Source organism: Chelatococcus sp. HY11 (genome assembly GCF_018398335.1).
Lineage (GTDB): Bacteria > Pseudomonadota > Alphaproteobacteria > Rhizobiales > Beijerinckiaceae > Chelatococcus.
This window is the reverse complement of the sequence record NZ_JAHBRX010000001.1, coordinates 76,642-88,546: the sequence shown is the minus strand read 5'-3', so window position 1 is coordinate 88,546 and position 11,905 is coordinate 76,642. Positions and strand designations below refer to the sequence as shown.

The following is an 11,905-nucleotide window of genomic DNA, read 5'->3' as shown; positions in this document are numbered from 1 at the left end:
GCGGGACGGCCGGGGGCGACATTGTATTGCGAGAGAAGGACGAATGGAGAAGATCCCGATGACCGCGGCGGGCTACGCTGCTCTGGAAACGGAGTTGAAGCACCGCCAGCAGCAGGAGCGTCCGCGCATCATCCAGGCGATCGCGGAAGCGCGTGCGTTGGGCGATTTGTCTGAGAATGCCGAGTATCACGCGGCGAAGGAAGCCCAGGGCCTCAATGAAGGCCGCGTACAGGAGCTCGAGGGCCTGATTTCGCGCGCTGACATCATCGATGTCAGCAAACTCGATGGAAAGAGCGTCAAGTTCGGTGCGACCGTGACCCTCGTCGACGAGGACACCGAGGAAGAACGCGTCTATCAGATCGTCGGCGAGCCCGAGGCGGACGTGCGCCGCGGCAAGATGTCGATCACGTCCCCCGTCGCTCGCGCGCTCATCGGCAAATCCGTCGGCGACACGGTCGAGGTCAATACGCCCGGCGGCGGCAAGTCCTACGAGATCGTCAAAGTCGCTTTCATCTAGTCCCGCGCCTTTTTTGGCAGGCTGGCATCTCTGCGGCGCAAGTGAACCGCGAGCCTGGAATTCGCGTTAAAAGAGTAAGCAGGAGGGACCGTCATGCGTAGCGTATCACGTCGCACCGCCGCCGCTGGCGTACTGGCGGCCCTCATTCTGGCAGGCTGCGTATCGAGGGGCGACCTCAAGCTTCCAGCCGAAGTCGCAGCGACACTGCAATATTCAGCGATCAGCGTTGATGTGTCTCCGTTGCAGGCCAAAGGGTTGACTGACTGGGCGGCCATCATCCAGCAGGCCACCGCCGCCCAGCTCACCAAGGAGTTCGCTGACCGGCGAACGACGTCGAAGACCGGCGCGACCCTTCAGGTCATTATCACCGGCGTGACGTTGACGAGCTTCGTCGGTGGCGACGGCGGTGATCTGCCCATGGATGGCGGAAGCTCCACCGACTATCTCGAGGGCGATGCTTTCGTCATCTCCTCGACGGGCGAGACGCTCGCCAAGCAACATATTCTGCTCGCCTTGCCCTCCGACGGGGCCGGTGCCTGGTACCTGCCGAACATCGATCAACTGCGGCTGGTGTACCTGTCGACGAACTTCGCCCGTTGGGTGAAGAGCTACTTCCACCCGTAACTTTACACCGTCTCCTTGTCCGGAAATGGCATGATCGGCGCATCCTTGACCTGATCAAGGGTGATGGCCGTGCGTACATTACGCACATTGGGCAATCCGGTCAGTTCCAGCACGAAGGACTGGAACGACTTTAGGTCCGGCGCGACGCATTTCAGGAGATAGTCGATGTCGCCGGACAGGGTCCAGCATTCCCGCACCAGGGGCCAAGCCCGGATGCGCGCCTCGAACTGGGCGAGATCGGTCTCCGCCTGACTGGCGAGATGAACCATCGCAAAGCAGGTCACCTCGTAGCCAAGCTGTCTTTCATCAAGAATGGCGCGATAGCCCTTGATGAGGCCTGCCTCCTCGAGCGCACGCACCCGCCTGAGGCAGGGAGGAGCGGACAGACCCGCGCGCTTGGCGAGCTCGACGTTCGTTATGCGTCCTTCGGACTGCAACTCCGCCAGAATTTTCCAGTCAGTATCGTCCAAAGTGAAACGCAAGGGGAAACCATCCCTTCCCGCAGGTGCGAAGGCTGTGTAGACCGGTGAGCAGACTGACACAAGCGCGGCTGTCGGGCGATAGCCACCATGCGCACCGTAATCGGAGCCTGTCGTGATTCTGCCGGCTGATACAACGTCATGGGTGGTGACGGATGGCAAGATCGGCGACGAAGGACAGTGCCTTGCGGTCGCCGAGGCGCTGGGTCTCACGCCCTCCGTTCGCCGGATAGCCCCGCGTGCCCCATTTTCCTGGGCGATGCCCTATGGACCGATCGACCCGCGTGAGGCGCCATCGCGTTCGGGAAGCCCGGTCGCCCCACCATTCCCTGACATCCTCATCGCGTCCGGTCGGCGTGCTATCGCCTATGTCCGCCATGTAAAACGCGCGTCGCGCGGCCGAACTTTCACCGTCATCCTCAAGGACCCACGGACCGGAACCGGCGCCGCCGATCTGATCTGGGTGCCGGCTCACGATCGCCTGCGCGGCCCGAATGTCATCGCCACGCTGACAAGTCCGCATCGTATCACGGCCGAGCGGCTCATCGCCGCGCGGACCGCGCCGCCGCCTTTCCTCGCGGAATTGCCGAAGCCGCGCGCGGCCGTCGTCGTGGGCGGCGATAGCCGCCACCACAGCTTCACCGCGGAAGACATCGCTCGTTTTGCGGGGCTCCTCGGCGACCTCGCAGCCTCTGACGTGTCGCTGATGGTAACGCTTTCGCGACGGACGTCCCCTGCCCTCGCCAACGCGGTGTCGGAGGTTGTGGCCCGCGCCAGGGGCTATATCTGGGATGGTCAGGGGGAGAATCCCTACATCGCCCTGCTGGCGCTCGCCGATTCGGTCGTCGTGACGGCCGATTCGGCCAACATGGTCGCGGAGGCTGCTGTCACCGGCGTGCCGATCCTGGTTTACGAGCCCTCGGGTGGCCACCGTAAGATCAAAGCGTTGCTGGAAGGCCTCACGTCGGCAGGAGCTGTGCGTCCTTTTACCGGAAGGCTTGAAGTGGGAGCATACCTGCCATTAAATTCAACCGTGACTATAGCGGATGCGATCGCTGCTGCTTTCAAGCGGTATCGTTCAAATTTGTAACCCTTCTCGCGGCCTTGAGGCCGCGCCCGCGGACAGCGTGTTTAGCTGCTGCGTTCTGGACCTGATCATGAGCCACACGCATAGTAAAGTTTTGATCGTCGGCTCCGGGCCGGCAGGCTATACGGCTGCGATCTATGCAGCGCGGGCAATGCTTGAGCCGGTATTGGTCACAGGACTGCAGCAAGGCGGACAGCTTACGATCACGACGGATGTCGAGAACTATCCCGGTTTTGCGGATGTCATCCAGGGGCCTTGGCTTGTCGAGCAGATGCGTCTGCAAGCCGAGCATGTCGGCACCAGGCTGATCAACGACCATATTTCCGCGATCGACCTCAGCCGCCGGCCCTTCCAGGTCAAGGGCGACGGGGGAGACACCTATTCGGCTGACGCGCTGATCATCGCGACCGGGGCGCAGGCTCGCTGGCTCGGCCTGCCGTCCGAACACAAGTTTCAAGGCTTCGGCGTGTCGGCCTGCGCCACCTGCGATGGCTTCTTCTTCCGCAACAAGTCGGTCATCGTTATCGGCGGCGGCAATACGGCCGTCGAGGAAGCGCTCTATCTCGCGCAGATCGCCGCCAAGGTCACTCTTGTCCATCGCCGCGACAGCCTGCGCGCCGAGCGTATTCTGCAGCAGCGGCTGTTCGAGCATCCTCGCATCGATGTGGTGTGGAACAGCGAACTCAACGAAATTCGCGGCAATGAGGCGCCGCTCAATGTGACCGGCGTGCGTCTTCGCAATGTGCTGACGGGCGAGATCACCGAGCGGGAGACCGATGGCGTGTTCATCGCGATCGGCCACAAGCCGGCAAGCGAGCTCGTCGTGGGACAGCTTGATCTGACACCGTCGGGCTATATCCGCACAGTGCCCGGCTCCACCGCGACGTCGGTCCCCGGCGTCTTCGCCGCCGGCGATGTCACGGACGAGGTTTTCCGGCAAGCGGTGACAGCCGCCGGCCTCGGCTGCATGGCCGCGCTCGAGGCAGAACGCTGGCTTGTCACCGGCGAGGCCGACCTTCGGGCTGCCGAATGATCGTGCTCGACGACGATAGAGTGATGATAACGAAGAAACGCCCGGGGGGCGGCCGTGGATTGGGACAAAGTTCGTATCTTCTACACAGTTGCTGAAGCAGGGAGTTTCACCCGGGCCGGCGATGATCTCGGCCTCAGCCAGTCTGCCGTCAGCCGGCAGGTCAGCGCTCTTGAGCGAGAGCTGAAGGCGCCACTGTTTCATCGACACGCCCGTGGCCTCATCCTGACCGAGCAGGGCGAGCTATTGTTCCGCGCCGCGCGGGACATGACCATGCGGCTCGACTCGACCCGCGCCCGTCTCGCCGAATCCCGGGAACGCCCCTCGGGTAATCTGCGCGTCACCACGACACTGGGGCTCGGATCACATTGGCTGACGCCGCGCCTCGGCGAATTCCTGGACCTTTATCCCGACGTGCGCGTCGAGCTTATTCTTACCGATGAGGAACTCGACCTCTCCATGCGCGAGGCCGACGTCGCGATCCGGCTGCGCCAGCCGGTTCAGGGTGACCTGATCCAGCGACGGCTGTTCACAGTGCATTTCCATGTCTATGCGTCCACCGAGTATCTCAAGCGCTTCGGCCAGCCGGACAAGCTCGCCGATCTCGACAGCCACCGCATCCTGACATTCGGCGGCGCGATCCCGCATTATCTGCTCGCCGCCCATTGGCTCGCGACGGCGGGCCGCGACGTCAAGGACCCGCGCGCCTATCACCTCGTGGTCAACAATATCACGGCGCTCAAGAAGGCCACGGAGAAGGGCTCAGGTATAGCGGTCTTGCCGGACTATCTCGTCGAACCCGGGCTTGGCCTTGTGCAGATCCTCACCGATGTGGAGATGCCGTCGCTCGACAGCTACCTCGTCTTTCCCGAAGAGATGAAGAATGTGGCGCGCGTCCAGGTTTTCCGGGACTTCCTGATCAGCAAGGCCCAACGCTGGACCTACTGACCAAGGGCTTCGTGAGGCACGTGCGCCGCCTTGCCGCCATCACGGATCGAGCGCGCGCAACCAGCGCGTGCGGCCTCGCGGCATTTCGGATTCTATCGAGCCTCGCGAAGCTCGACCTCGTCGTTAGACGCGATGTCGCATCAGGCCCGCCTCGTTAGTCACGGGGTCGCCTAGAAGTCTGAATTGGGAATAACCGTCAATTCCAACTCAAAAAGTGGCAACCAAACCCGTTATCTCTGTGCCTAAAAAATCAGCAGGTTGCGGCGCGCAATGGTTTTCGCTGTCCACGGGCGGGCTCGCATGCATCCATCGCACGATTCGACAGCGTCAATCAGATCTAAGCCAATCGCCGAACTGAGCTGAGACATACAAGCCGGCCATCCTTGTCAAAGTGATTCGGGTATTTAAGTACCTTGAAATTCGCAACCATGCGGAATTTTAGCGTTAAATGCCGCTCGGGAAGAGCCAGTTTGAATTTTTTTAAAAGAGTCAACGGATTCTTGCCGCCACGTTCAAGCAGTTCCGGATGCCCATTAACGGTCTAAGATGATTGATTTTTTCAGCAGCCGCATCCGCGCGAACGGCCAAGTTGTACGGGTATCAGCAGGACTTACCGACTAAATATGCGGCAACTGCATAGCAGTCATGTCACATGTTGCATTGCAAAAAGGCAGAAACTCTATCATATTGATCGTGGCTGAAGACGTTGGGCTCCGCACCACCTCCCGGCGTAGAGCTTGTTTTCGGCCGTTCCCCTCTGGAAGTGTTCTGACTTCGGTCAGACATTAACTCGGGCCGGATTTCCCTAGCGGAGATCCGGCTCCTTTTCTTTGTGGGCCTGGTCGAGCGCGTTGCCCCGACGCTGTGAGCCAGATGATGTCTTTGCGGACCGGCTTGTTCTAAGCGTCCCGATGGCCAGCATCTTCACCGGGAAATCGACGTCCTGCGAGACAGGAGCCTCTACATGAAGAGGCGTTCCCCTTCCATTCCCTTGTACATGTCGGCGACGTATTCCCCGTAGCCGTTGTAGATCACGGTCGGCCGATATTCGCCCGTGCCCAGCACCTCCTCGCGCGCCTGGCTCCAGCGGGGATGGGCAACATCGGGGTTCACATTGGCCCAGAAGCCGTACTCGGAGTTTTGCAGGCTCTCCCAATAGCTGACCGGACGCGTCTCCGAGAAGGAGATGGCGACGATCGACTTGATGGACTTGAAGCCGTATTTCCAGGGAGTCGCCAGCCTGATCGGCGCGCCCATCACCTTGGGCAACGGTTTGCCGTAGGCGCCCGTGACCATGAATGTGAGCTCATTGGTCGCCTCGGCGATGGTGAGCCCCTCAGTATAGGGCCAAGGATACCACGTCTGCTTCTGCGCGGGCGCCACCTTCGGATTGAGGAAGGTCTTCATCACGACATATTTGGCAGAGCCGAGCGGTCGCGCCATATCCACCAATGCGCGCATCGGAAAGCCCGTCCATGGCACGGCCATTGACCATGCCTCGACGCAGCGGTGCCGATAGAGGCGCTCCTCCAGGCTGACGCGCCGCAGAAGATCCTCGAAGGCGATCTCGAACGGCTTCTCGACGAGGCCGTCAATCTTGACCGTCCAAGGCGAGATCGGCAGCGCCTCGGCTGCGGAGGCGACGCGCTTGGAGAAGCCGAACTCGTAGAAATTGTTGTAGTTGGTGTTGTCGCTCTCCGGCGTCACCGGCTGGGCGAGCTTGTAGCGATCATTGCGGGCCGCCGGATAGGGGCTGTCTGCGGCAAGTGCCTGCCCGCCGGCGGCAAGCGCCATCGCGGTACCACCCGCCATGAAAGCGCGGCGATTGAGAAAGATCGCCTCTTCAACAGCTTCACGTTCGGGAATATCCCAGCCACGTTTTGCTCTGACGAACATACACGGCCCCATCGCTTGTGGCGCTGATTTCCAGCGCTGACGTCTGTTGCGCCAGAGGAAGCGCCTCTCGCGCGCGAAGCGCAAATCACGTTCAGGTGCTTGACGCCGACGGATGCCCGTCGAGCACGGTCTCGCGCAGGACGCGGCGCAGGACCTTGCCCACATTGGACTTCGGCAGGCTGTCGCAGAAGATGATCTGCCGCGGCATCTTGTAAGGCGTAAGCGACTGGCGCGCGAAGGTCCTGATCTCCTCATCCGTCAGGCTCGCATCGCGCCGCACGATGTAAGCAGCGACCATTTCACCCGACTGCGCGTCCGGCAAGCCGATCACGGCCGCCTCCAGTACCTTCGGATGCCGCACCAGCACGTCCTCCACCTCGGTCGGATAGACGTTGAAACCCGAGACGATCACCATGTCCTTGATGCGATCGACGATCCGCAACGCGCCATCCGCTTCCATCACGGCAAGATCGCCGGTGCGGAAGAAGCCGTCCGCGGTCATCACCGCGGCTGTCGCGTCCGGTTGTCGCCAGTAACCGGCCATCACCTGCGGGCCACGCACGCACAGCTCGCCAACGCTGCCGATCGGCAAATCATCGCTCGCGCCCGGGGCACGGATGACCACCTTGGTCGACGGCAGGGGATAGCCGATTGTGCCCGTGAACGCCTCGATATCGAGCCGGTTGACGGACACCACGGGCGAGGTTTCCGAAAGGCCATAGCCCTCGATGATCGGCTGGCCCGTCAGGTCCTTCCAGCGCTCCGCCACCGCCGCCTGGGTCGCCATGCCTCCCGACACGCAAAAGGCAAGCCGTGAGAAGTCGATCTCCTTCGCTCCCGGATGGTTCAGGATGGCATTGAACAGGGTGTTCACGCCGCAGAGCATCGTGAAGCGCTCCTTCTGGAGGGTCTTCACCAGCCCCGCGATATCACGCGGATTGGCGATCAGAAGCGAGCAGGCGCCGCAGACGAAGCGGCTGATACAGCAGGCGGTCAGTGAGAAGATATGATAGAGGGGCAACGCCGTCACCATAACCTGCCCTTCGAGGCCATCGGGCACCCAGGCGCCGACCCAGGCGCGGATCTGGGCGACATTGGCGACGATATTGCGGTGCGTCAGCATCGCGCCCTTCGGTGTTCCCGTGGTCCCCCCGGTGTATTGCAGGAAAGCGATATCCGCGCCGTCGATGGCGACGGGTGACACCCGTCCGGCCGGGGCGGCCATGATGGCGCTGAGCCTGTGGTGTCCCGGCAAGGCGAAGGGCGGCACGGCGCGCTTCATGTGCCGCGAAACGGCGTTGACGAGATGGCCCTTCCACCCCATGAGATCGCCGGGGGCGACCACCACAACGGCGTCGAGCCCGAGATCCGGCCGCGCCATCTCGACGGTATGTGCGAAATTCTCCAGGACGAACATGGCACGCGCGCCCGCATCCTGGAGCTGGTGGGTCAGCTCGATCGCGGTATAGAGCGGATTGACATTGACGACCGTGTAACCGCCGCGGATGGCGCCGATCATCACCGCGGGAAAGGCGAGCACGTTCGGCATCATGATGGCGATCCGGTCGCCCTTCACGAATCCTTGCGCCTGCAGCCAGGCGGTGACTTTGTCAGCCGCCTGCCCAAGAGCCCGGTAGCTCAATACCGAGCCGAAGCTCTTGAAGGCCGGGCGGCTGTCGAACTGCGCGATCGCCGTGCTGAACAGATCCGCCAGGGTGCCGCGCGGCTCTATCGCGTGAGGGATTGAGTCTGGATAAGCCGAGAACCAGGGCGCCGTCTCATTCGTGGCGAGATGGGTCTCGCCTCCCCTATCCTCGCCCGCCATCCCTTGCCTTCCCGATCTTGTTCTTGCACGGCGCATGCCGCGCCGGTGGACAGACTAGAGCATTTTCCAGCGAAGTGGGAACCGGTTCGCGTGGAGAAAATGCGTGGAAACAAGGGCCTAGAGCATTTCCAGCGAACCCCAGGGGCGCAGGACAGGCTCGAGGTGAGCGGACAGTTGGTCGCGTGGCCTTGCCGAAGATCGCGTCATTCCGGGGCTTCGCGTCGGCGAAGAGCCCGGAAACCATGAACATGGCGTCGGAAAAGAAGACGCGTTGGACACGGCCCTCTGTTTGTCTGGCGTTGTGTACATGGGTTCCGGGCTCGGGCCTTCCGGCCCGCCCCGGAATGACGACGGAGGTTCCGGTGGCTTCACCGCGGCCACTGTCCACATGCCCAACCTGCCGAAGCCAGAGCGCAATCACCGGTGCAAAGTCAGGAACATCATCGCCCGCGATGATGGACCAAAAGTTGGCGCCCGGACACCTTTCAGCATCCGGGCGCTCCAGATGGTTCATCCGCTCCGCGCCGAATGACCCCAATCAGGCGTGCGCGGCCTGCTGCGCGACCATTTCAGCGGCCTTGCCCGTCAGTTCCGCGAAATGATCGAAGCTTGACGAGAAGGTTCCCACCCCCTGGGTCGCCGAACGCAGCTCGATAATCATGTCGCTGATTTCGGCCTCCGGAATATGGGCCTTCACCATATCCCATCCGTCCCAGCCCGGCCGCTTGTCATACCCAAGGATCTGGCCCCGCCGCGCCGAGATCAGGCCGGTGATCTTCACCATAACCTCGGACGGCACCGCCAGTTCAACCCCGAGCACGGGCTCCAGGAGGACCGGACTGGCCTTGGGCAGGGCATCCGCGAGCGCAAGGCGTGCGGCGGCGCGAAAAGCCATGTCCGAGGAATCGACCGTATGATAGGAGCCGTCCTTGAGGGTCACCTCGACATCGACCACAGGGAAACCGAGCGGTCCCTTGCCTGTCGCCTCGCGCACGCCCGCTTCCACCGACGAGATATACTGCCGGGGTATGACCCCGCCGCTGATCATATCCGCGAAGATCATGCCGTCGCCGCGATTGAGGGGGGCGATGTCGATGACCACGTCGCCGTATTGACCGTGGCCGCCCGATTGTTTCTTGTGCCGCCCCCGGGCGGAGGCCGTGTTACGGATGGTCTCGCGATAGGCGACCTGCGGCTTGCGCACCGCGACTTGCACGCCATAACGATTGGCGAGACGCTCCAGCGCCACCCGCAGATGCATTTCGCCCTGCCCCGCCAGACGCAATTCCCCAAGCTCGGGCCGCTGTTCGACAACAAGCGACGGATCGCCCTCCATGAGCTTGGCGAGCGCCGCCGTCAAACGCACGTCGTCCTTGAGGTCGGTCGTCACCAGCGCGCAGGCGTAGACAGGCTGCGGCGCCGCGATGCTCACGAGCGGCTCCGGCGCCGTCCGCCCCGCACTGAGTGTTTCGCCAGTCGCGATCCCTTCCAGCCGCGCGAGGGCCACCGTGTCCCCGAGACCCGCCGTCGGCAGGCGGGTGGTCGCCCCGCCGTTCTGGCGCAAAATGCCCGCGATACGGGCCTCGTTGCCACCGGAACCGGTTACAGTGTCACCTTCGGTCAGGTTGCCGCGCAGCACCCGCACGAGCGAAAGCTTGCCGCCCTGCGCCAGATGCGTTGTCTTCATGACCTGCGCCAGCGCCGGCCCATCCGACCCGACGCCGAGCCGTCTCACCACGCCTTCGACACCCGGCACTTCATGCCGAAGCGCCTTCAATAGACGCGTGACGCCGTTGCCGCGTTCGCTCGCGCCGATGAGGACGGGCACGACGTGCTGCTCCCGCAACTCACGCGCCAGATCATCGAAGACACGGTCACGCGGCGGCTCGATCTCCTCGAGCAGGGCTTCCATCAAGGTGTCGTCATAATCCGCGAGCTTCTCGAGCATCGAGAAGCGTGCCTCCTTCTCGGCAGACAGCTCTGCCTCCGGCAGGTCGACGACCTCACTCGCCGCATGTTCGCGATAGATGAAGGCCCTCTCCAGCGCGAGATCGATGAAGCCGACGGCAATGCCGTCATTCCAGATCGGGATCTGGCGCATCAGCAGAGGGGTGCGCGATGCGGCCTGCAGCAGCCCAAGCGCATCCCTCACCTCCAGAGACGAGGTATCGACCTTGTTCAGAAAGATGAGGCGTGGAATGCCCGCCTCTTCGAGTTCGCGCAGGACGACTTCCAGCGCGTGCAGTTTGCGGACATCCGCCTCGCAGACAACGATGGCCGCATCGCAAGCCGGCAAGACTGCGCACATGTCGTGGCGAAATTCGAGGGAACCGGGGCAATCGATGAACGTATAGCTCTCGCCCAGGAATTCGAGCGAAGCGACATTGGCTTCCACGCTCATCAAATGAGCGCGCGCTTCCGGACTGGCATCGCCCACCGTATTGCCGTCGGCAACGCGGCCCTGACGGTCGAGCCCACCGGCCCGTGCAAGAAGCGCCTCCAGCAACGTTGTCTTACCGCTTTGCTGGGGACCCACGATGGCGATGCATCGCGGCCCAGCGGATACTCTCCCGCCTTGATCTCCCATGGCATTCTCCTCTCCAGCCCAATCCCTGCCGGGGGCGGAGCGCCCCGGCAGTCGTGCCTGGTTCCCGCGCGGCCAGCATCACGCCGGACGCGCATGGGTGTGAGAATGTGTCCAAGGTGCGGAAGAGCGCCCGGCAGGATCGCCATTCTCGCGGGCTCTTTGCGGCCCAGAACGGCAATCGTCTCGCTAACGGGCGCGAGAATCAAGCGCCGCGTTGAAGCGGCGCCCTGGATTGGGATCGCAGTGCGTGCCTGCCCCGGATTCACCCGCCTTGGTAGAAAGGCAGGTCGCGCGCTTGGAATTCAGCGGACGCTGTGCAGCTGAAGGTCAGCGACGCCGAGGGCGAGGTTGAAGCCCTCCTGGCCCTGGATCGAAAGAGGCTGCAGGCTGATGGAGCGGCGAGATCCGCCAACGAGCACATTGGCGCCCACGCCACCAACGACGGTCGCCTCGCCCGACACGCCCGCATAGGTTCCAGCGAGCATCCCCGCGACGGTGCGGTTTCCGGTGGCATACACATCCCAGATCATGGTGCCGCCGGTGGTGGCGCCGATATCGAGGCCGAACTTGCGAATGGTGCCGGCATAGTGGTCACGCCGCCCGCCCGTACCTCTGAACACGCAACTCAGTGCCTTCGAGGAGGTGATGATGAAACCGGCGCCCCCGGAAACCGAGCACGTGAGCCGGCCGACGCGGACATTCCCCCCGCTCTGGGCCTCAGCCGCGCTCGTGAACACCGGCGCGGCTGCCATGAGGCCGCCGACAGCCGCGAGTCCGAGAGCACGCACAAAGATCTTTCGTGTAAAGCTAACCAATCCCATAAGCCCCTCCTGCCAATCGCAGTGACCGCCAAGGGCAGTCTTGCCACGCGTAGCCTTGGCAAGTGATGACCTGGCATTCGAAACGTCTACC

10 protein-coding genes are annotated in these 11,905 nt (G+C 62.9%); 5 read left to right on the top strand and 5 right to left on the bottom strand.

What is annotated here, in order from left to right; all coding sequences use genetic code 11:
• Positions 1 to 43: 43 nt before the first annotated feature.
• A complete protein-coding gene (greA, locus tag KIO74_RS00415; RefSeq protein WP_213329332.1) occupies positions 44 to 517 on the top strand; it encodes a transcription elongation factor GreA in 474 nt (157 codons plus the stop codon).
• Positions 518 to 610: 93 nt separating this feature from the next.
• Positions 611 to 1,141, top strand: coding sequence for a hypothetical protein (locus KIO74_RS00410; RefSeq protein WP_213329330.1), 531 nt, complete (start codon positions 611 to 613; stop codon positions 1,139 to 1,141).
• Between the two features lie 2 nt (positions 1,142 to 1,143).
• Here KIO74_RS00410 and KIO74_RS00405 read toward each other — a convergent pair whose 3' ends face one another.
• Positions 1,144 to 1,623, bottom strand: a complete 480-nt coding sequence (locus KIO74_RS00405; RefSeq protein ID WP_213329327.1) for an Lrp/AsnC family transcriptional regulator — start codon at positions 1,621 to 1,623, stop codon at positions 1,144 to 1,146.
• Positions 1,624 to 1,735: 112 nt separating this feature from the next.
• Here KIO74_RS00405 and KIO74_RS00400 point away from each other — a divergent pair, with 112 nt between their 5' ends.
• The 3 genes from KIO74_RS00400 (at position 1,736) to KIO74_RS00390 (ending at position 4,685) form a co-directional block, all read left to right on the top strand.
• Positions 1,736 to 2,710 (top strand): mitochondrial fission ELM1 family protein, encoded by a 975-nt coding sequence (locus KIO74_RS00400; protein WP_349629121.1) that lies wholly within the window; start codon positions 1,736 to 1,738, stop codon positions 2,708 to 2,710.
• Positions 2,711 to 2,777: 67 nt separating this feature from the next.
• A complete protein-coding gene (trxB, locus tag KIO74_RS00395; RefSeq protein WP_213329324.1) occupies positions 2,778 to 3,740 on the top strand; it encodes a thioredoxin-disulfide reductase in 963 nt (320 codons plus the stop codon).
• Between the two features lie 54 nt (positions 3,741 to 3,794).
• Complete coding sequence (locus KIO74_RS00390; protein WP_213323335.1) at positions 3,795 to 4,685, top strand: LysR family transcriptional regulator; 891 nt, start codon at positions 3,795 to 3,797, stop codon at positions 4,683 to 4,685.
• Between the two features lie 960 nt (positions 4,686 to 5,645).
• Here KIO74_RS00390 and msrP read toward each other — a convergent pair.
• The 4 genes from msrP to KIO74_RS00370 form a co-directional block, all read right to left on the bottom strand.
• On the bottom strand, positions 5,646 to 6,581 hold the full coding sequence (msrP, locus tag KIO74_RS00385) for a protein-methionine-sulfoxide reductase catalytic subunit MsrP (RefSeq protein WP_213329321.1): 936 nt from the start codon (positions 6,579 to 6,581) through the stop codon (positions 5,646 to 5,648).
• A gap of 91 nt (positions 6,582 to 6,672) precedes the next feature.
• Positions 6,673 to 8,406: an AMP-binding protein gene (locus tag KIO74_RS00380; RefSeq protein WP_213329319.1), complete on the bottom strand. Its 1,734-nt coding sequence runs from the start codon at positions 8,404 to 8,406 to the stop codon at positions 6,673 to 6,675.
• Between the two features lie 538 nt (positions 8,407 to 8,944).
• Positions 8,945 to 10,993 (bottom strand): elongation factor G, encoded by a 2,049-nt coding sequence (locus tag KIO74_RS00375; protein ID WP_213329316.1) that lies wholly within the window; start codon positions 10,991 to 10,993, stop codon positions 8,945 to 8,947.
• A 302-nt stretch (positions 10,994 to 11,295) separates the two neighbouring features.
• Positions 11,296 to 11,814, bottom strand: a complete 519-nt coding sequence (locus tag KIO74_RS00370; protein WP_249730817.1) for a DUF992 domain-containing protein — start codon at positions 11,812 to 11,814, stop codon at positions 11,296 to 11,298.
• Positions 11,815 to 11,905 lie beyond the last annotated feature (91 nt).